Below are 19,724 nucleotides of genomic sequence, written 5' to 3' on the forward strand. Positions count from 1 at the left end.
CGGCCCGGGGCTGATTTTTAGATCTTCACAGAGATCAGCGGCGGCGGTCGCGGCGGCTGGTCATCGGCTGAAAGGCGACGCCGACATGGGCTTCGCAATATGGTTTGCCGGTTTGCGTGGCCAGGCCACAGAACCAGAACTCATCCGTTGCCGGATCACCGATCGGCCATTTGCAGGTGCGTTCGGTCAGTTCCATCAGGGACAGTTTCTTTGCACCTTTTTCCACTTCACGCACAGAAGCCAGCGCTTCGGGGCTGATTTCATTTGCGGAAGGTTGCGGTGGCAGAGGCTGGCCCGCAGGAATAATTGCACGGCGCGCCGGTGTCGCAGTTGGTTGCGGTGCGGCAGACTGTGTCGCCGGGCCTTCGGAAGCAGGTTCAGCCTTGGGCTTTGGTGCTGCCTTGGCGGCCTTAGGCTTGGCTGCAGGTTTTGCAGCGGCCTCTTTCTTCGGTGCGGCTTTGGTGGAGCTTGCACGGTTAGACAGGCCCAGGCGGTGTACCTTACCGATGACTGCGTTACGGGTCACGCCGCCGAGCTCTTTTGCGATGACAGAAGCCGACTGGCCTTCGCCCCACATTTTCTTCAGAATTTCGACGCGCTCGTCAGTCCAGGACATGCAGTCTTCCTTTATCTCGCGTGTGATGCGGGGCCTGTGGTGAAGGTTGCCGACAGGGGCCGCAGGAATTACAGATCGCTTATTTTACCGCTCTGGCTGGCGGATACAAGGACTCTGGGTGAATTTAAATTCTATGTCGATTTCGCCCGCATCTCCCGGAAGAAAAGCAGAAGCACGCCCGAAAGGATAATCGCGGCACCCATCAGGCTGATCCGGTCAGGAACTGCGTTGAAAGCGAAGTAATCCATTAACGCTGCGAAGGGCAGGGAAGACAGTGAAACTGAAATCACAAAGCTTGCTTCTGCGCGACGCATGGATTGAATAAAGCAGGCCTGTGCACAGATCATTGTCAGGCCAAGCGCAGCCATGCCCCCCCATTCCGCAGGCGCAGGCGCAGACCAGACGAACAAAGCGGCAAGAGATGCGATGCAGAATCCCAGGGCATTATTTGTGAACAGGATCTGTAAGGGTGCCTGGCGTCCACTTAACCGTTTGATCAGGATGACTTCAAATCCGGTAATCGCTGCAGATGCGAGCGCAAAGAATGCTGCAGGCTGGAAGCTGGCGCCAGAGGGCCGCAAAAGAATCAGGGCACCTGCAAGGGATACGCCAGCAGCCAGCCAGCGCCAGGGTCCGACCCGTTCCCCGAGGATCGGGATGGCAAAGACCATTGCGAACACAGGATTGAGGAAATTGATCGCCTGGGCATCAGGCAGTGGAATCCAGATCAGAGCCGTGAACGCAAGGGTTATGCCACTCCAGCCTGCCATTGTGCGCGCGACATGCAGGGGGATTTCCAGCGGGCCGAACTTCGGGCGTAGTATCGCCACCGTGGCTGCGATGGCCAGAAACGCAAAGGCGAAGCGCCCAAAGCTGATCTGAAACACGTGCAGTCCGTTACCATCCGGGGAAAACACGCCTTGTCCCAGGGTTTTCGCCAGAATGCTTGTTCCTGCCAGGAGAAAGGACGCGAGCAACATAAACAGGATAGATGTCAATTGCGGAGACAGACGGTGAAGCATGGGGCAGCCTTATGCTATGTTCCTGTCTGTTATGCTTTCGGATTTTTTCTGCGCAAGTGTTTTTATGAATGAGGAAGCTGGAACGCGCCTGCCCACCCGGCCGTGACGCCATCGATGTCAGCACCACCGTCGCAAAACTTGAAGAAATAGGCATCCGCGTTCATTGCCTCGCATTGGGTGGCGTTGACCTCACCAGTTCAGCTGGGAAGATGACGATGAACGTCATTAACGCTGTAGCTCAGTTCGAACGTGATCTGCTCCTCGAACGTACGCAATCTGGCCTCGCCCGTGCCAAAGCTGAAGGTTAGCTTTTGGGGCGGCCATCAGCCCTATCAGCGGATCAGCAGGTGGAAGTGAAGGAAAAAATCAAAAACGGCGAGGCAATCTCAGCCATCGCACGCCATTTCGAAACCAGTAGGCAAACAATCATGCGCGTCAGATCCCAAGCATAGTTCTATGTCGCGTTTCTTACACTTGTAATCGATTCCGCAGCTTCAGTTGAACCGAATGCAGTAATTAATTTCAGCGCAAACGACATGTTCATTGCGGATATAGACGGAGACGATGTGCCTGGCGCTCCGAGTCCTGGCAATAACGAAGTAATCGAGCTAACCAATCAGGCAACGGGCGACACCACTTTTACAACTCCCGCTGGCAATATTTTCAACTTGTCGGGCGAAGTTACGTATGAAGATGGTACAACTGATACGTTTTCAACTTTACGGGGTCTCAATCTCTCTGATGGCCGGATGATTCTGTTACACACATCACCGCCATACCCTGTTTCGACGTCTGGCATTGACACATCGAAATCAATCGCTTCCCTGCATCTGTATGCGACACCCGATTTTACAATATTTTTCGGCTCATATGCAGGGACTCAGGGGATCACATCTTCCGCGAGTGGCTTAGGATCTGAAGCGGGATCTTCCGTCGCCGGGCAAAATAATATCGCTTCCGGCGGAGAAGTTACAACCGTTGTTTTAGATTCGGGTACTACAATTGGTGTCGGTGAAATCCTAGCCTTTGACGGTCATGACAGATATCGGGTAGATATTGATTCAGATAACAGTGGCGCATCCGTTAATGGCGAAGCTATCACACTCACCAATCTTGTTACCGGGACAACGACAAGTGTGAACGAAAACACTTCTGCCAATGTTTTGTTTCTGGATGGAACTGCAACTTATGCTGATGGGACGACCAGCTCTGTCAGCAGACTTCGTGCGATTCAGCTGGCGGATGGTAGTATAGTTTTGCTGTCAACGAACCCTTCCCTTGATCCCAGTTTATCTCCCACAACCGGGTTTGAGCTGGGCAAAGTGATGAGATCGTTTAGCATTACTGGTATTAGTGCGGGTCAAAGCGCGTATGGCGGATATTCCGGAACTTTAGGCCTGAATTCCCCAGCGGCTCTATGTTTTGTAAAAGGCACCCGAATTGAAACCATCGACGGAATGATGAAGGTTGAAGATCTTCGGTCGAATATTCTGGTACGTACCAAAGATAATGGATTTCAGAAAATCCTTTGGATTCATTCCTCTATCCGGCGAGCCGCTGGCCATCTGGCACCGATCCTGATCCGTAAAGGCACGTTAGGAAATACCTCTGATCTGAGGGTTTCCCCCCAGCACAGGGTTCTCGTCTCGAGTTGGCAAGCGGAGTTACTGTTCGGTGAAGGAGAAGTCCTTACGACAGCAAAATCTCTGTTGAATGACAGCTCAATCGTCCGCGAAGAAGGTGAAATGGTTGAATACTATCACGTCATGTTTGATAACCATGAAATCATTTATGCAGAGGGCGCTCTAACGGAAAGTTTTAATCCGGGCAAAGAAAGCCTGGATGCACTGGATACAAAAACACGTGATGAGCTTCTGGAATTATTCCCGCAATTGGAAAACATTCAATTTGGCTGCGGAGCATCAGCCCGAACCAGTCTGAAACATGCCGATGGTGTCTTACTGGGCCAACATCTGTTTTCACCCCAGGGCTGAGAATGCGTTTTTCTAAACAGGTGTGGAGGTATTATACCTCCGCACCTGATCCTGATATTCGGTGTTCCCCTTCTCTCGTCGCGACAGTGTAGGCAAATTGATGTAAAGCCTTTGCGGATTAAGGTGTTCTTGAGCGGGCCAAGGCGTGCCCACAACAAACTCCGTGACTTTCAGGCGAAAAGCCAGATAACATGTGAACAGTAAGGCCGGGACAAGAGTGGAATAGGTTCACAGGAAGTAAACGTATGACCATGGACCGGAAAAAACTGAGCTATGCCCGAAAGTCGGTGACGGTCTGATCAGGCGGCTTGATTAATGTGTTTGATCCCGTCCTTGAATTCCACCCCTTCAATGATCTCAGGCATTCGGTTCGCGCCGTCGAGTTTGCACCATTTGCCTTGCGCTGAGATCATCAATTTGAAGGCCATGGCGAGGCCGGTTTTGCGACTGAGGTACAGGAATTGTGACGCGTGACGGAAGCCCATATAAATTCTCAGATCTTTCCGATGTTGGCGGCGATGGGACCGGCCGCCCAATCCAGTTTGAGGATCGAACTTGGAGTTGGGCCACAGAAAGCACCATGGAATTTGTCGTTAGAGGGTATCCCGCGGCTCATAAAAATGAGCTTTTCTATCATGCAACACTGGGGCGTTATCGATTTGAAAGCGAACGAGAGCTTCCTTTGCGAGACCGTGGAGACGAGTTCAATATGTTTAGCGTGACCCTTTGGTACGACGCCTACGTTCCTGTTGATGACACATTCGCCGGCTACGCAGAGGCTAATTCAGCTAATTCCTCCGCTTCGGTCCGACTACAGGTTCCGTGGACTGCAATGTGGCCGTCGTCTACAAGTCTAAACAGCTTTGAGTAACAGTTTCGCGCACAGCCTGCATTGCAAAAAAGGGCCACCAGATCTGCCCCTATTCTTAGGGGGCATACAATTAACCAGTCTACTATCGGCCCAAACCTGCCGTTGATCATTCCAGCAATTGCTGCGGTGCGGCTTCATCAAAGCGGTCGTTCATTCTGGACAATGTTTCTGTTGCCAGTCGCGGGGAGTGGCTCCTGTAACACGGAGGAATTCCCGATTGAAGTTTGATTTGGTGTTAAACCCGCTGGCGTAAATACATCTTGTGATCGTTTCTCCGGCTTGCACTAGAGCGCAGGCATGGCGAATACGATGAGCATTGATATAGCGCGACACGTTTTCCCCGGTGTGACGATTGATTGTGCTCGACAGCTGTTTGATTGGTACATGCAACCGTTTCGCCAAACGCGTCAGGGTCAGATCCGGATCAAGGTATAGTGTTTCGTTCTGAATTACCTCATCCAGGCGCACCATCAGATCCTGATCCCGGCGGGTTTCGATCTTAGTATGTTTGACGGGTTCTTGCTGATCGTTTGGCGGGGCAAGGCTTTCGCCTATCAGCCCAAGTATGGCAATCGCCAGCAGGGAGAACGATGAAAAGCTGCTGACGATCCAAGGCATGAAATTTGCATAACCAAAGGCAATTGCCGTGGCAATCAGTACATCGGTTGCAGCAGACAACAAAAGGGCAATCGCGAGCGCACGCCAGATAAAAACCGGGATCTGCCCCGCATCCAAACGCGCTAAAGGCAGACTGTCATTGCGGCTGAGGACCCATAATATCGCCCCTCCATAAAGGGTGAAATTCAAGGACAGGACCGCATCAACAGTGACGCGAGCAAACAAGACGCAAAACACGGTGAACACTGGCACCAAAAGATGAATGCTATCCAGCGGCCAGCGAAAGGGCGCAATCAGAGAATGCCGAAAAGCAAGCCAGGCCAGGGGTGGGATCAGTGACGCCGTGATGGGGAGGAACAGAAAAAGCTGTTTGACGCCATAATGATGCACCAGTGAAATCAATACGCCTTGCACCGCACAGGCCCCCAGCAACCCAATGAAAAGATAAAACCGAGTGCCCCGCAGTATCATTCGCATCAGCAGATAAAAGGTCGTGAAGGATACGATTAAGGGGATGGGAAGCGCGATCATGGCCGATCCTATGTTGTTTCATCAAAGCCTAGTCCCAAATCCGGTTTCAAACGACCTCAAACCGGTTCAAGGACGCATGTTTTTCCTAATGGCGCGAAACACAGGTATCGCAACAAAAGGAACACGTTATGAAAACGGCTATCTTCACCACATTGGCCCTGTGTGCCGCCCCCCTTGCATTTGCCGAAACCACAAGCCCCATCGCGGGATATGATCGATTGGATGTGCGCGCAGAACATCGCGCTTATCCCATCGCGGCCTCTCTCTGGTATCCGGCCGGCAGCCAGACCTATGTCGCTCCAATTGGTAACAACCCCATTTTCCGGGGCACACCAGCCTTTATTGGCGCCGGAGTGACCGAAGGTAAATTCCCTCTGTTTTTGTTTTCCCACGGGTCTGGGGGCAACATGGATACGGTATCCTGGCTGTCTTCGGCTCTGGCGCAACGGGGGGCAATGGTTTTGTCCGTCAATCATCAGGGCAGCACATCAGGTGATTCATCACCACGACGCTCTGTTATGCTTGATGCCCGCGCCGAAGATCTGTCCGCCGCATTGGATGCGCTTCTGGCAGATCCTTATTTTGCCTCACGGGTGGATCTGGATCGCATCATCACCGTTGGGTTTTCCCTTGGCGGGGCAACTGCGCTGAACCTTGCCGGGATGCGTCTGGATGCAAATGCCTATGCGCCGTATTGCAATGGCAGCGGTGACGTCATTTACGCTGATTGCGCGTTCTTTCGCAAAGGTGACGTCGACTTTGAAAACCTGCCGGGGGGCTTTGAAGCGGATATGCGTGACACACGGGTGAGCGCGGCTATCGCGATTGATCCGGCCTTCACCTATGTGGCCACAGATGACAGTATTGCTGATATGGACTTGCCAGTCGGGCTTATCAATCTGGGAAGGGATGACCGATTACATGCGGCAGATGTCAGCGACAATGGCAGCGCGCTTCAATCGCGTTTGTCCAATGCGTCTTATACAGAAATCGCGCCAGCCAATCACTTCACTTTCCTCGCATCTTGCCATGACGGCGCTGAAGGGATGTTGGCAGAAGAAGGCGAGGATCCCATCTGCACAGATCCAGCCAGCACAGACCGTGAGGCAGTACATCTCGAGATCGTAAAATTTATAACTGAGTTCTCGAACCTTTAAATCCAGCTTTGCAGGGTCGTTCTACTGGATCGGCCCTTTAGCGGTCATTGATGTGGAATATAGTGCGATTTACTGAGTGGGCCTTTGTACAACTAAACTTGCTCGGCAGGTGCTGTTATGATGGCTGTGGCAACCGTTTCGAATATATCCCGCAGCTTATTTTGCGGCAGGCCACCAAAGGCGAGGCGTAAGGCTTGCGGTGCGGCTGTGTTCGTTGCGAATGCTTCGGCGCCGGATATCGAGATACCTTGTGTTTTCAGGTGCGCAACGATTGGCTCAGCCCGAAGGCCGGGTTTGAGGGGCACCCATGCAAAACCGGCATTGGGATGTGAGGCAATCGGAATTTCGCCGAAGGCCTCTCGCAATACTTTCTGCCGTTTTGCACCGCTGTCCCGGCGCGCCGCCCCGGAACGCTCTGACGTTCCATCTTCTATCCATCCCGTCACCAGTGCGGAAATCAAAGCGGGCGTATTCCAGGTTGTCGCGCGTATTGCCTCAAGCAGTGACACCAAATGGTGCTCAGGTGCGATGACATAACCAAGGCGCAAACCAGTTGCGATGCTTTTAGAAAACCGCCAACATGGATGGTTCGCTCTGGCGCAAGGGCGATCAGGCTGGGGGGCGGATCTGGTTCTAAAAACGCATAGGCTGCATCTTCGATAATGAGCAGATCATGCCGTCTTGCGACATCAATCAGCTGTGCGCGGATTTGCGCATTTATGACAGATCCCAATGGATTGTGGACGGTCGGCATCAGATAGACGGCGCGAAGGTTTTGCACCCTACATTGACGATCCAGATCATCAGGGTCCATGACACCCGATTTTCCGTGAATGGGGATAAGATCAATTCCCTGCAGCGCAGCAACGGATTTAAACCCGGGATAGGTCAGGGCATCCACAGCAATCGCGTCGCCCTGTTTGAATAGCCCAAACCCGGTGATCGCCAAACCATGCTGACCGCCTGATGTGATCAGCAAATGCTCGGGATCAATAGGGCCAAGGGAATGTCTGAGGCTAGCGGCGATGACCTTACGTTCGTGGAGCCGCCCGCCATGTGGGTGATAGCGCAGCATCGCCTCCAGATCGCCAGCCGTCGCGAGTTGCCGTAAGCCTGCGCGTAAAAAGTCTGCATCCGCGGTTTCGCCCGGCATATTGAAAACAAGATCGACCAGCCCATCCTGCGCCGTCTGATGAACGCCAAGTGCCATGGGCAGTCCTGGGTCACGTACATAGGTGCCACGTCCAGCCTCTCCGATCACATGGCCACGACGTTCAAGTTCCGCGTAAACCCGGGTTGCCGTAGCAAGGGCAATATCAAACTGTTCTGCAAACGCGCGGTGCGTTGGCAGTTTGGTTCCCGGGGCCAGCTTCCCATTTTGGATCGACGTTCCAAGCATGTTTGCCAACTGGATATATCGTGCTTTTGCCATATGCTCACTGTATTTAGTGCAATTAAAAAATTGTCATGCAAATACATCTCATGCCAATCCAACCTTAAGTCAATCTTTGAGGTTCCCCCGATGCCACGACCAATTTCCGTTCTGCTGCTTGCCCTGAGTCTGTTTACTGTCACATTCGCCGTTAATCTTCAGGCCCCGCTTTATGATGTCTATGCAGTTGAAAGTAACGTTGGGGCCACGGCGGTGACGGTTGCCTTTGCAGCATATGTCGGGGGGCTGATGCCGACGTTAATGTTGCTCGGCGGGTTGTCTGACCGCATTGGGCGCAGGGTGCCAATTGCCCTGGCGCTTGTTCTTGGTGTGGTTGCAACCGCGTTATTGGTGCATATTCCGGGCTGGTCGAGCCTTGTTATTGCGCGGGTCTTGCTTGGTGTGGGAACGGGGCTCGCGACCACGGCAGGAACCGCCTATATGACTGAAATTCTTGGGGAGCACCGGGCCCGCACTGCGGCACTGATTGTAACATCCGCCACATCCCTTGGATTCGGCGGTGGTGCATTGGCGACGGGTATAAGTTTGGGTATCCAGGGGCCCACACTTATGCCTTATAGTTACCTGGCTCTGTTTGGCGTGGCTCCGATGTTGACCCTGATTGCTTTCGGACTGCCCCGTGTCGACCTTCCTAGGAAAGTCTCAATTCTACGCTTACCAGTTTTCCCAGCCGGAACCTGGATGTTTGGGGCGGCCATGGCGTTGGCGTGGTCCACGACAGGCATGACCATCGCTGTTGTGCCACTGGAACTGGCTGAAAACGATCTGGGCGGGTGGACTGGTCTTGTGATATTCTTGGCGATATTTGCTGGTTTCTTGTGCCAGCCCATGGCCCGCCGCATGACCAATAATCAAGCGCTCGCATTGGGGTTTGTTCTCATTCCACTTGGCTTTCTTATCCTGCTGTCTGGCGTATGGTTGAACGCGCTTGTGTTGGTGCTGGCAGGAACCTGTATCACCAGTGCCGCAAGCTACGGTTTTACATATCTCGCATCACTGGCCGAGGTTTCCCTGCGCGCCCCAACTGACCGGGCGCGCGCCACAGCAGGTTTGTTCGTTTATGCCTATTTCGGTTTCTCATTGCCCGTAATTGCCAGCGGCGCATTGGCTGATTGGTTCGGCCTCCTGATGGCTCTGATTATCTTCGCGCTGGCTCAGATCATATCGACAATGGCGATCGTTTTGATGTGGAAGCGATGGTCAGTCCGATCTGCTCCGGCATTCCGGTAAACTCAAAACGAAAACGGCCCCAACCGGACATTTGCGGCCTAGACAAGTCGGTCAGCCACATTCCCCAATCCGGAACTTCGTACACGGCGCAGCATTTTTTGCAGTCGGAGGTCGACTATTGGGGGCGACACGGCCGTCGGCCGAGGCTGGTCCCAGGATGAACGTGACGCCGGCCAGAAACGGATTACCTACCACGATGTTGGACCACCCTGAGCATACTCAAAGTGACGCTATCTGTTGTCGTCGAGGTGCTTTCTCATCTGCTTCAAATCGCCACGTATGCGATGCATGATCGCGCGTTGATCAGCACCGATCACATGCCTGAGTTCCTTAGCTACCAGAGCAATTGCCTCTTCGCGAAAGGCGCGTCCGGTTTCGGTCAAGAAAACCCGTTTTCCGCGACCGTCCTCTGGGTCGGGCTGCACTTCGATATACCCACGATCCTGCAGCACTTTCAGCGAATGGGTCATCGTGTTTTTTGTCACCTGCATGGCCGATGCGATCCGCATGGGCGCTTTTCCATCGCCCATGCGTGCCAAGTGGTTCAGGATTGCGAAATGCGATGGGTGAACACCGTCGGGCAGGCTCTTGGCGAACATGGCCGTCGACAACTGGTTAATAATTCCAATTTCCGTAAAGAAGCCGAAGACTTCATCCGCATTGTCGTTGTCTTCACTCACGCTGTTCCGATCTTTGCCTCTATCGGCCAGCGAGGACTGACCGCAATTTCCGGGCCATACCCGATCCGCGACAACATTTGAACGGTTCCGCCTTCCGAAGCAAGGCGTTCGTGCGTTTCGCCGTAAAGTTCTGCCATTTCCGGATACTCCTGCAGCGCCTGGCTTAGCGGTTGGAAGCCTAAACCCTCAGCAGTGCAGGCAAGGTTGACCCGCAGCCAATCCGCCCCGGCTGCAATTTGGTCGCGCCTGGTGTTGGTTTGCGTTACCATCCACAGATGCCCCATTGCCGATTTCGTATTTGCAAGAACAGCTTTCATTCCTTCCGCAAACCCGGTCGAAGATGTGTCCAGCAACGCCTCCCGTGTCATAACGCCTGTAATGGCAAGGGTTTCGAATAACGCGCCGCTAAAATCGATACCATCAGGATTGGCGTTGATCTCTGCCTTGCCGATCCGCATCAAATCTACGCTTTCCTTGAAGGTGTGGGGTGTTTCAATTTCGATTGTGAGTGCCTGTGTAGTGAGCTGCCGCCAGTAGGTGATGTCATCTGTGTCGATGGAACCTCCGATTTGGGTTTGACGGGCAACGGTCAATATCCGTGCGAGAGTTTCGGGCGGGATTGTACGTGACGTATCATATGGCTCCTTATTGGAGCGACGGCTCAGCATGTGATCGAACAGCGGATCGCGCACAGCCGTCCCTTCCGCGAACGTGGCGCGGGCAATCGGGCGATTGTCCAGCCCCTCCATATTCTCACCTTCAGGGAACAACGTCACGTCGACATCATAGCCATCGGCGTTCGCAGCCATCCGCATGAGCTCAAGAAAGCAGCCGAGACCAATGGTAAGTTGTCGATCAAATGGGTCGGTGTGCGGCAACTGCTTTTCGGTGTCGAAATGCAATGTGAGCCCGTCATCGCCGTCAAGGCTGATGATCCACGGCTGCCGATTATGCGGGTTTGGCGCGAGAATGGCGTGCGAGAGCGCATTTTTGCGTGGGTCGTCATAGCTGCCGACCAGCTCCCAAGGCTTCAAAGCATCGTTCGGCGTGCGGGTCGCAGCAAAAAGACCAGCACCGCCAGCGGCAAGGATAACGCCCCCGCCGGATATTTTGAGAAAGTTTCTACGGTTCATTGTAATCTCCTATAGTTCTATGTGGAATTATATAGTACGATATGGAACTAGTAAAGGGAGCTTGAGTTATTCTAAAAAATCGTCGTTCAGAGGGAAATGAGTGATCTCCCCGGGTTGTCGCATTCACCTTTAAGTAGTGCGACGATTTCTATTTCGTTTTGGCAAATCGGTCATTGAAACGCACCGCAGCCTCTGTCACCCAGGGCTCCTTGCAGACCTCTGATGCAGTGCAGCTTCACGTGATAAGCTGAACCGGTCACCGTCGGGATGTCGTTGTGGGAGGGCATGGCGGATCGAAGGATCCGCCATGCAAACACCAAACTTACCCGTGTCTGCAAAAACATCCATTCGTTCGCCTTTGCGTGAAGATGATTTGCGAGTTCCTCTTCTGACAAGGCTTTTTCCCCGTTTAGAAGCCTATTCGCGGTCGGTAAGTCGCGTTATCGTCCTGCGGGTTTGCTGAGACCGGTAGTACAGGTTTTCGATCTCGGTCCTGATCTCTGCAGTGACATCAGGCGCTCTGGCTATCGCCTCACGATGACTCGTCGTCTTCAGCGACCTGCAGAATTCCTTGCGCCCCACGGATTCCTGCATCTCTTTCGGCACCTGTACCCGGATAAACCAGGTCTTTCGGCGCAAGAACGGTTTGGGGGGGGCGACCCGTATCTACATGTGCTCTCCTGTTGTGTACTGTAGCATCCAACAGTAACACATAGGGAGATTGACCCTTATTTTAAAGGGTTACCAGTATTTAAAGGCCGCTTTTGTGAAATGGCGGAGACGAAGGGATTCAATTTTTATCTAGCTGAAATTATGAATATTTAATAATTTCAATTGGTTGTAAGTATTTCACCTAGCAACAAACGTCTCAAGGTTGCAGATTTGCTAAACATTATGCTAAACATTATGCTAAACAATTGCATCGTCAGGCATTCTAGCATGAAGCTAACTAAACGGAATAAAATCTTCTACATAGTTAGACGTGTTCCGAAGAAATATACAGCGGTGGATGAACGAGCGCAGGTCTGGCTCAACCTTCATACCGATAGCGAAAGTGAGGCCAATCGTAAGGCCCCAGAAGTCTGGGAGCATCAACTGGCGATTTGGGAGGCTCAACTCGCTGGTGATACGTATGACATTCAAGAAAAAATCGATGCTGCACGTGAACTTGCATCAGCACGTGGGTTCAAATTCCTACCCGCCCATCGTGTAGCAACACTGCCCACCGTCGAAATGCTGGACAGGATCGATGCTGTCCCAGTTAAAAACGGAAAGCTACAAACGCAAGACGCGGCTGCGTTGCTTGGCGGCGTAGAACAACCCAGCCTGACCATTTCGCAAGCATTGGAAATGTACTGGAAGTTAGCCAAAGATAAGACTTTTGGAAAATCTGATGACCAAATACGGAAGTGGCGTAATCCTCGCATTAAGGCCATTAAAAACCTGATCGGCGTGATTGGCGACAAGAAGCTTTCCGATATCGAACCAGATGACACTTTGGATTTCAGGGACTGGCTTGCCTCCCGCATCCAAGATGGCGAAATTGTTGCCGGTAGCGCCAACAAGGACATCACCCACATGAGTGCTGTTCTAAACACAGTTAACACCAAGAAACGACTTGGACTAAATCTTCCGCTCTCCGATCTCTCATTCGAAGACGATGGCAGTGAAACACGCCTGCCTTTCAGCGACAAATGGATCAAAGAGAAGATTCTGGCCGATGGCGCACTGGATGGTTTGAACGACGAGGCACGATGTATCGTGTTACTGATGATAAATACGGGCGCACGACCATCGGAGTTAGCGGGACTACGGCGCGAAGATATCCGCATTACGCACAACATTCCCCATATAGCAATTGAACCCTATGACGGGCATCAGCTAAAAAACAGGGTCGCCAAACGCATCATTCCAGTCACGGGTGTTTCGCTGGAGGCATTGCGAGGGTTTCCTGATGGGTTTCCGCGTTATGCAAACTCATCAGCCAGTCTGTCTGGCATCGTGAACAAGCACTTTCGTAACAACAATCTCAAGGAAACACCTAAACACACCCTTTATGGCCTCCGTCACTCCTTCGAAGACAGGATGTTGGAAGAACCTACAGTGGATGAGCGCATTAGACGTGATCTGATGGGGCATATCTGGAATACGCAGCCATGGATAAGGTTGAGATCAAGCTTGATAAATCAAAGCAACGTGAAGAGGCCACAGTGGCACATGCCCGTTTGGCTGCAACATGGTCTAAGCGAAATAAATCATTTTCCATGGGGAAGCCTCTTTCCGTCACCGGAGTGAAAATTGATCATGATCGTATTGAAGAGCTTCTGCTGATTGAGCGTCTTGAATGGGTTAAACGAAATAAGAATGACAAAGCTTATGCTGAGTGGTTTCTACATGTGTGGAGGTCAGGGGTCATCAAGGTCATTCAGAAGCCAAATAAATGGATCAAACTTGGTACTACCATAGGTGATCGTTTCCTTCATACTTTGGCCTTAGTAAAGAACTGGTCCGCCGATGTCAGCCTTGAGGCCCCTTGTTTCTTGGACTACGCGGATGCTCTTCTGGAATAGTTAACAGTTTTTGGAGCATTCGATGGGTGAATTCCCGAGTTTTCATGAATTCCCCCATTTTGCACCTAACCCCTAGATCAGTATCGCCCTTTCATGGTGGATATTGACCGAACAAACCCTGACAAACGCCGCGACGCTGCGGTGAATGATTAAGCTTGCCAGAGTGATAATATTTGGTGCCGACTACGACTTTAATGCATCGGCTCGAGCCATGAAATCCAGCATGACATCTGCATCGATGTTTTCGCGATCCAACAGGGCAACAAGATCAACATCAACCGCACGTTTCTGGGCAATCTTTCGGACACGTTCATTGAACCCGTCTGTTGGGCGTAGCCCAATGGTGCCTGCATCTACAATAAACGTGAACGCCAAGACAAAATCTAAAAACGCCCCTTCATGACGAGAGCCATCCGCTGAAATGGTCACAGCGGCAACATGACCAGTGGGGCTGTGGGCCTCGAACGGTGCCACCAAAGCTAACACCGCATATATCAGGGAATAGGTCCGGGCTGCACCTCGACCGAACATCTGTCGCTTGTAATTAAAATGCTTAGCCAATTCAGCCGCAGCCATCGCGAAATCCTCGGTGATGAGGTCGGCTATTAGGGCCTTCTCGGCCAAAGTTGATGCGTTGCGAAAATCGTCCAGAGTATGAGGAACGGCCCGGACATCATCATACCCAAGGGACTGAGCGACGTAATCATCCTCCCCATCCACCTCGACACGTTTTTGAGTAGCTCTTGCGAGGGATGAATATTTTTTGAATAGTGGTGCGACGGGAACGCTATGATCGACCGTTCGCAGCAAAGCGACAAATCGGCATTCGATTTCCAGTAACCTGAGGGCAAGGGCCGCATCGGTTTCCCTGCCTAACAAGCGCAAACATTTTTCATAGCGTTTTAATGCCCAGCCGTCCGCGTCTCTGTCGAACCTGCGAAACCTATCTTGGAGCGTGATGTTACGCTTCGCGAAATCTACGTGGATCAGAAAGTCGGTCGGCACATTCAGAGCAAGAATTTTTTCAGTCATTTAGAAGAAACCAAATATAGTAAATTTCCCTATGTCTAACGGCAATTATACTGGTTCCACAACGACAATTGGTTAAAAACAAAGTGTGGCTGATGTCTGAATGAGTGAACTGCATATTAGACTGGCCGTGCAGTGATCACTGCACGGCCAGTCCTCGTTTGGTATCAGCTAAGCTGGTGTGAAATCATGTGGGCTTTTAGGTATGAGTTTATCACTACTACATCCATGCCCGCTTCATGACGACAGTCCAGAGCGTCATAAGCGTGTTCTTGAAGGAACGGTTCGGCAAAATCGCTTTCCCAAAAACCTACTGCAACGCATTCATGGTCTCTTGGAAAACACTGACCAGATTGTAGAAGTCTGTCATTGCCCCAGAGGGTAAAAGAACGTGCCCATTGTGTTTCAGGTCGGGCATAAAGCTCTAGCATACCTCCATCAAAGGTGAAACATTGCCAGTTCCATGCATACATCAACTGGTTAATCTCTCCGGAAAGGGCCAAAGAATAGCCCCCCAGTTCACTTGGCTCCAATCCAAGCTTTTCTACCATTGCGGTTTCTAGGTCTTCGTGAGAGATGAGTTCCTCAGGTGAATGGCATGTTTCCATCTCTGCCAGTTCCAATGCCAGGAGCATCGGAAGGGCTTTCATCCGCAGTTCATTACGAGATTCTGGCGTACCATGCGTTTGTGTATTTGTGTGTTTCATTTGTTCATTCCTTTCATGTTTGAACGTTGATGCTCAACAAATGACAGGACCGAACGAACTTGGGTAAGGGAGATAAAATCGCGTTTTTTCAACTTAAATCCCCGGGGGTAGGCAATGGTTTGTGGGAATATGGTGATGGCGTGTTTTTACTCAATATCCCCACCAACTATCTTGTTGATTAGATAAGCGGGGTATCCGTTAGAGTATGCCGTAGCGGACATCCCACACTTCCCCGAAATAATGTCCGTTAGACGTTCAAATTCCTTACGGACACTGATATAAACGGACAGGAATCATACGGACATCCATGGAGGCAATTTGCAGACAATCTTATACGCACGAGTTTCAACCCGGGATCAAACACTCGAACACCAAATCACTCAAGCCGAGGCTGCGGGGTTCAATATCGATGAGGTTGTCGCCGACCATGGCGTCTCTGGGGTTCAGCACAAACTGCGTGAAAGGCCAGAGGGTCGAAGGTTGTACGACAAACTCCGTGCCGGTGATGTGCTTGTTCTGCGATGGCTTGATAGGCTCGGGCGAAATTACGACGATGTGACCGACGCAGTTCGCCACTTCATCCGTAAAGGTGTCGTTATCCGAACGATCATCAACGATATGACATTTGACGGTGCCACCACGGACCCTGTGCAACAGGCGGTTCGTGATGCCTTGATTGCTTTCCTTGCAGCAACAGCACAGGCGCAGGCCGAGGCCACCAAGGTGGCACAGCAGGCTGGTATCGAATTGGCAAAAGAGAAAGGGGATCGGTTCCGAGGACGTAAACCGTCCTATGATCGTCAGACCTTTGACATGGCCGTTAGTCTGATCGGGCTGGGGCACGGGCCAAGTGCCGTGGCGAAGGAAACGGGACTATCACGCCAAGCTGTCATACGCATCCGTGACAACACTAACGATGCCGTCGCTGCGATGGAACGTTGGGGGCTATGAAGTCAGTTTCCTTGCTTAGTTCATTCAAATTACAGACTGTTTCGAAGATCGCAGGGCAGTAGTCGGCTCTGCTATCTGCGTGGATACTTCTAGCGTAAATCTAAAGACATTGCTGGTCAGGTGCGCCTTTATCCCTTAGGTTGTGGGGAAAAGTTGAAGGCTTGAGCATGTTGATTAACAGAAGCGACATTTACGACAAAAATTTGAATTTTCTAATTGGCTCCGGTGCATCGGTCGGAGTATTGCCGACTCTGGCATTGCAATTAAAACAGAGTGGAACGACTGCTCCTCACACTCTTGAAACGTTAGCCACAAAATTTGAGGCTGACGACAGCCTGATGTGTTTAATTTTTTCCTATTATGTTGAAAAGGTAATTGCACCCGCTGCTAATTTTGACATTTCAAAGCTGACCGATGAGCAGAGGGCTGTTTTAGACAACTATGTTGTCTTTCTAGAAACAATACTCACCCTGTTGAATAAGCAACGAAATGGGCGACGGGCGAACATTTTCACGACTAACTACGATGGGCTGATCGCCCATTGCGCAGAGCGCATGATTCAGCATGGCCAGCATGATTTTATTCTGAATGATGGTGGCTCAGGCTTTGTAAAAAGAATGCTTCAAACAAGAAGCTTCAATCGATTTGTCAAAGATCAGGGTTCATTTGATCGTCACGAAGTAAGCGTACCGCAAATTAATCTCATCCAACCGCATGGTTCGGCCTATTGGTATAAAGATGGGGAAAATATTGAAATATCCTACGACTTGACGCGCTCAACAAAACGCATTTCGGAAGTGCCAACATGTCTTAAAGCCAAGTTCGAGGAGTTTCTGGGTGACAAAGATAAGAGCGATAGCGATATTGCAGCAGAAAATTTTAGTGTCGATTCAGCTGCATGTGCCAAATTCTGGCAGAAATACGAGGAACTTCCCATAGTTAACCCTACAAAGTGGAAGTTTAATGAAACCGTCTTTGAGGAGCACTACTACCAATCGCTTCGTGCGCTAAGCTACGAGCTAGAGAAGCCAAACTCTGTATTTATTGTGTTCGGGTTCTCATTTGCGGATGAACACATTTTGAGCCTCGTTAAGCGTTCTCTTTCAAACCCAACTTTAAAAGTCTTTGTTTGCTGTTTTAATGACAGGCAAAAGGCAGATTTAGAGGGAAAGTTCAATATTTTTGATAATGTTGAGTTGGTTCGAGTGGATGGGGATTTGGATTTCGATAAATTTAATGGTGAAGTTTTTAATGCCAACCCAGAGCCGACCGCATGATAGAGGTCGGTCAAGTCACTGCGGTAGTCGGCGTTGAGATAACGATCAAAGCAAACGAAAATTCTAGCTTGGAAACACACTTCTATCGCGGTCAGGCGTTTAAGGGTGTTTCCATCCGAGAGTACATTACTGTGGATCACGGGTTTCGTGAAGTCGTCTGCAAAGTCGAGGGGGAGTATCTTGATGAGAGCCACACGGAGGGCAAAGGTCCGAACCTGCAATATGTTCGTAGACTAAAGGTTCGTCCTATTGGCTATTTCGAAGACGAAAAGTTCTTTGATGGCATCAAGTTTCTGCCAAAGATCGGTGATCCTGCGAAGCTCATGTCAGAGCGGAAAGTCGAAAAGATATTTGAGCGCACAGTTTCCGATGGCTTCAAGATTGGTTCTCTAATGAAGGAGGACCTGCCTATTTCCCTACCGTGGCAGAAGATTTTCAACAGTCATTTGGGCATATTTGGAAACACAGGAAGCGGGAAATCCAATACACTGACGAAGCTCTTCACTGTTCTTTTTGAGAACAAATTCGATACCTTGGCCGATATCAGTCAGTTTGTATTTTTGGACTTTAACGGTGAGTACACTGGTGAACAACTTGTAGATTCCGGGAAAAAAACTGTGCTGCGCTTGAAGACCCGGGCTGCTGGGGGTGATCAGTTTCATTTAGCGGAAAGCCAATTTTGGGATGTTGAAACGTTAGGTATTTTATTTCAAGCCACCGCGAATACACAGAAACCATTTTTACGGAGGATCGTCGATGACCGGAAAAGGTTCTCTGTCAATGTGAATAGCCTGACTGCTTATGTGAAGTCTATCTTTCGGCGCGTTCTGAACTCTGAGCATCCAAGTGCGGAAGCATTGGAACTTTTGAAATCACTCTCACGCCATCTTGGAATAGGTGACGAATTGGCCGAAGCACTCAATAAGGTCGGCTATCATCGCAACAACCAGTCCTTCTATTTCGATAGTGTTAGAGGTTCATATTTTGGTGTTGGCAACTCGACTTATGATGACCATTTCGGCGCACTTGTTGATGCAATCGAATTTGAAGCTCCTGATGGCTTTCGTGAGTTGCAAATTCGTGCCGAGTTAAAGCTTATTTCTGACTTGCTTTATGGTTCAGTGCAGTATGAGCATATTCAGCCCCTAATGCGTCGCATCGAAGCGTTGATGGGGGATTTCACGAAGGTCATTGCCATACGGCAAGGAGATGAAGAAGAAGGCCCTGTAACAGTAATTTCGCTTCGGGAATGCAATCAGGAAATCAAAAAAATCCTCCCGATACTGATAGCGAAGCACTACTATGAGGAGCACAAGCGCAGAGTATCTTCCCCTCCTGATCGAACAATGCACTTGGTCATCGATGAAGCCCATAATATCTTGTCACAACAATCAAATAGGGAAGCTGAAAGTTGGAAAGATTACCGTTTGGAGCTATTTGAAGAAATCATCAAAGAAGGCCGAAAATTTGGTGCATTCATGACACTGGCCAGCCAACGTCCTGCGGATATTTCTCCTACAGTAGTGTCCCAACTGCATAACTACTTCATTCATCGATTGGTAAATGATCGTGATCTCACACTCTTAGAGAACACGATTTCGACGCTCGACAGTATTTCACGGAGCCAAATACCAAGCCTACCTCAAGGGGCATGTGTGGTGACTGGTACAACCTTTGACATCCCAATGTTGTTGCAAGTTGATAAACTTCCCAAAGAGCAAGAGCCTGATAGTAGTGACGTGGATTTGGTTGATCTTTGGGGCTGATACGGCTTTTGGGGCATGGAGCATTGCGGCTGACAAATAGTCCTCAAAATTGACCAAGTGCACTTTCTCTTAGCTCACTGGAACCCAGAAGAGAGTCATTTTGACATGAAAATGAGAAC

17 protein-coding genes and 2 pseudogenes are annotated in these 19,724 nt (G+C 50.7%); 9 read left to right on the forward strand and 10 right to left on the reverse strand.

Annotated elements, in window-relative coordinates; all coding sequences use genetic code 11:
• Positions 1-34: 34 nt before the first annotated feature.
• The gene (locus tag H1D41_RS05855; protein ID WP_107496946.1) at positions 35-616 is read right to left on the reverse strand and encodes a GcrA family cell cycle regulator; all 582 of its coding nucleotides are present in this window, start codon (positions 614-616) and stop codon (positions 35-37) included.
• Positions 617-747: 131 nt separating this feature from the next.
• Positions 748-1,638 (reverse strand): DMT family transporter, encoded by an 891-nt coding sequence (locus tag H1D41_RS05860; RefSeq protein ID WP_228848008.1) that lies wholly within the window; start codon positions 1,636-1,638, stop codon positions 748-750.
• Positions 1,639-1,706: 68 nt separating this feature from the next.
• Here H1D41_RS05860 and H1D41_RS05865 point away from each other — a divergent pair, with 68 nt between their 5' ends.
• The 3 genes from H1D41_RS05865 (at position 1,707) to H1D41_RS05875 (ending at position 3,632) form a co-directional block, all read left to right on the forward strand.
• Entirely contained in the window at positions 1,707-1,946 is a 240-nt protein-coding gene (locus tag H1D41_RS05865) for a recombinase family protein (RefSeq protein WP_228848009.1), read from the forward strand.
• A gap of 3 nt (positions 1,947-1,949) precedes the next feature.
• Positions 1,950-2,090 (forward strand): helix-turn-helix domain-containing protein, encoded by a 141-nt coding sequence (locus H1D41_RS05870; protein ID WP_267473598.1) that lies wholly within the window; start codon positions 1,950-1,952, stop codon positions 2,088-2,090.
• Between the two features lie 84 nt (positions 2,091-2,174).
• Positions 2,175-3,632, forward strand: coding sequence for a Hint domain-containing protein (locus H1D41_RS05875; RefSeq protein WP_228848010.1), 1,458 nt, complete (start codon positions 2,175-2,177; stop codon positions 3,630-3,632).
• Between the two features lie 299 nt (positions 3,633-3,931).
• Here the strand turns inward: H1D41_RS05875 and H1D41_RS05880 are convergent.
• Both H1D41_RS05880 and H1D41_RS05885 read right to left on the reverse strand, forming a co-directional pair.
• Positions 3,932-4,084: pseudogene (locus tag H1D41_RS05880) on the reverse strand (IS256 family transposase); the annotation flags it as partial.
• A 569-nt stretch (positions 4,085-4,653) separates the two neighbouring features.
• Positions 4,654-5,652, reverse strand: a complete 999-nt coding sequence (locus H1D41_RS05885; protein WP_228848011.1) for an AraC family transcriptional regulator — start codon at positions 5,650-5,652, stop codon at positions 4,654-4,656.
• 128 nt (positions 5,653-5,780) lie between these two features.
• Between H1D41_RS05885 and H1D41_RS05890 the strand changes: the two genes are divergently transcribed.
• Positions 5,781-6,809 (forward strand): alpha/beta hydrolase family protein, encoded by a 1,029-nt coding sequence (locus H1D41_RS05890; RefSeq protein WP_228848012.1) that lies wholly within the window; start codon positions 5,781-5,783, stop codon positions 6,807-6,809.
• Between the two features lie 92 nt (positions 6,810-6,901).
• Here H1D41_RS05890 and H1D41_RS05900 read toward each other — a convergent pair.
• Positions 6,902-8,241 (reverse strand): annotated as a pseudogene (locus tag H1D41_RS05900) (aminotransferase-like domain-containing protein).
• On the opposite strand from H1D41_RS05900, the gene H1D41_RS05905 reads away from it, so the two are divergent.
• Positions 8,242-9,492 (forward strand): MFS transporter, encoded by a 1,251-nt coding sequence (locus H1D41_RS05905; RefSeq protein WP_324250264.1) that lies wholly within the window; start codon positions 8,242-8,244, stop codon positions 9,490-9,492.
• Positions 9,493-9,722: 230 nt separating this feature from the next.
• Here the strand turns inward: H1D41_RS05905 and H1D41_RS05910 are convergent, their stop codons facing one another.
• The 3 genes from H1D41_RS05910 to H1D41_RS18470 form a co-directional block, all read right to left on the reverse strand.
• Positions 9,723-10,172, reverse strand: coding sequence for a MarR family winged helix-turn-helix transcriptional regulator (locus H1D41_RS05910; protein ID WP_228848015.1), 450 nt, complete (start codon positions 10,170-10,172; stop codon positions 9,723-9,725).
• The gene (locus H1D41_RS05915; protein WP_228848016.1) at positions 10,169-11,305 is read right to left on the reverse strand and encodes an Acg family FMN-binding oxidoreductase; all 1,137 of its coding nucleotides are present in this window, start codon (positions 11,303-11,305) and stop codon (positions 10,169-10,171) included. The genes H1D41_RS05910 and H1D41_RS05915 overlap by 4 nt, the downstream gene beginning before the upstream one ends.
• 417 nt (positions 11,306-11,722) lie before the next feature.
• Complete coding sequence (locus H1D41_RS18470) at positions 11,723-11,944, reverse strand: DUF6538 domain-containing protein (RefSeq protein ID WP_394355387.1); 222 nt, start codon at positions 11,942-11,944, stop codon at positions 11,723-11,725.
• A gap of 300 nt (positions 11,945-12,244) precedes the next feature.
• On the opposite strand from H1D41_RS18470, the gene H1D41_RS05920 reads away from it, so the two are divergent.
• Positions 12,245-13,600 carry a tyrosine-type recombinase/integrase gene (locus H1D41_RS05920; protein WP_228848017.1) on the forward strand — a complete coding sequence of 452 codons (1,356 nt, stop codon included), beginning with the start codon at positions 12,245-12,247 and terminating at the stop codon, positions 13,598-13,600.
• A 458-nt stretch (positions 13,601-14,058) separates the two neighbouring features.
• Here the strand turns inward: H1D41_RS05920 and H1D41_RS05925 are convergent, their stop codons facing one another.
• Positions 14,059-14,907, reverse strand: a complete 849-nt coding sequence (locus H1D41_RS05925; RefSeq protein WP_228848018.1) for a hypothetical protein — start codon at positions 14,905-14,907, stop codon at positions 14,059-14,061.
• Between the two features lie 164 nt (positions 14,908-15,071).
• Complete coding sequence (locus H1D41_RS05930; protein ID WP_228848019.1) at positions 15,072-15,611, reverse strand: hypothetical protein; 540 nt, start codon at positions 15,609-15,611, stop codon at positions 15,072-15,074.
• Positions 15,612-15,929: 318 nt separating this feature from the next.
• Here H1D41_RS05930 and H1D41_RS05935 point away from each other — a divergent pair, with 318 nt between their 5' ends.
• The 3 genes from H1D41_RS05935 (at position 15,930) to H1D41_RS05945 (ending at position 19,605) form a co-directional block, all read left to right on the forward strand.
• A complete protein-coding gene (locus H1D41_RS05935; RefSeq protein ID WP_228848020.1) occupies positions 15,930-16,562 on the forward strand; it encodes a recombinase family protein in 633 nt (210 codons plus the stop codon).
• A gap of 167 nt (positions 16,563-16,729) precedes the next feature.
• Positions 16,730-17,839: a hypothetical protein gene (locus tag H1D41_RS05940; RefSeq protein ID WP_228848021.1), complete on the forward strand. Its 1,110-nt coding sequence runs from the start codon at positions 16,730-16,732 to the stop codon at positions 17,837-17,839.
• Positions 17,836-19,605 (forward strand): ATP-binding protein, encoded by a 1,770-nt coding sequence (locus tag H1D41_RS05945; RefSeq protein WP_228848022.1) that lies wholly within the window; start codon positions 17,836-17,838, stop codon positions 19,603-19,605. Before H1D41_RS05940 ends, H1D41_RS05945 begins: the two co-directional genes overlap by 4 nt.
• Positions 19,606-19,724 lie beyond the last annotated feature (119 nt).

Source organism: Halocynthiibacter styelae (assembly GCF_016123485.1).
GTDB lineage: Bacteria > Pseudomonadota > Alphaproteobacteria > Rhodobacterales > Rhodobacteraceae > Halocynthiibacter > Halocynthiibacter styelae.

Bases quoted from the DNA above. Each gene is read 5' to 3' on its own strand.
- H1D41_RS05855 (WP_107496946.1), bottom strand. From the start codon at position 616: ATGTCCTGGACTGACGAGCGCGTCGAAATTCTGAAGAAAATGTGGGGC.
- H1D41_RS05860 (WP_228848008.1), bottom strand. From the start codon at position 1,638: ATGCTTCACCGTCTGTCTCCGCAATTGACATCTATCCTGTTTATGTTG.
- H1D41_RS05865 (WP_228848009.1), top strand. From the start codon at position 1,707: ATGAGGAAGCTGGAACGCGCCTGCCCACCCGGCCGTGACGCCATCGAT.
- H1D41_RS05875 (WP_228848010.1), top strand. From the start codon at position 2,175: ATGTTCATTGCGGATATAGACGGAGACGATGTGCCTGGCGCTCCGAGT.
- H1D41_RS05885 (WP_228848011.1), bottom strand. From the start codon at position 5,652: ATGATCGCGCTTCCCATCCCCTTAATCGTATCCTTCACGACCTTTTAT.
- H1D41_RS05890 (WP_228848012.1), top strand. From the start codon at position 5,781: ATGAAAACGGCTATCTTCACCACATTGGCCCTGTGTGCCGCCCCCCTT.
- H1D41_RS05905 (WP_324250264.1), top strand. From the start codon at position 8,242: ATGCTCACTGTATTTAGTGCAATTAAAAAATTGTCATGCAAATACATC.
- H1D41_RS05915 (WP_228848016.1), bottom strand. From the start codon at position 11,305: ATGAACCGTAGAAACTTTCTCAAAATATCCGGCGGGGGCGTTATCCTT.
- H1D41_RS05920 (WP_228848017.1), top strand. From the start codon at position 12,245: ATGAAGCTAACTAAACGGAATAAAATCTTCTACATAGTTAGACGTGTT.
- H1D41_RS05925 (WP_228848018.1), bottom strand. From the start codon at position 14,907: ATGACTGAAAAAATTCTTGCTCTGAATGTGCCGACCGACTTTCTGATC.
- H1D41_RS05930 (WP_228848019.1), bottom strand. From the start codon at position 15,611: ATGAAACACACAAATACACAAACGCATGGTACGCCAGAATCTCGTAAT.
- H1D41_RS05940 (WP_228848021.1), top strand. From the start codon at position 16,730: ATGTTGATTAACAGAAGCGACATTTACGACAAAAATTTGAATTTTCTA.
- H1D41_RS05945 (WP_228848022.1), top strand. From the start codon at position 17,836: ATGATAGAGGTCGGTCAAGTCACTGCGGTAGTCGGCGTTGAGATAACG.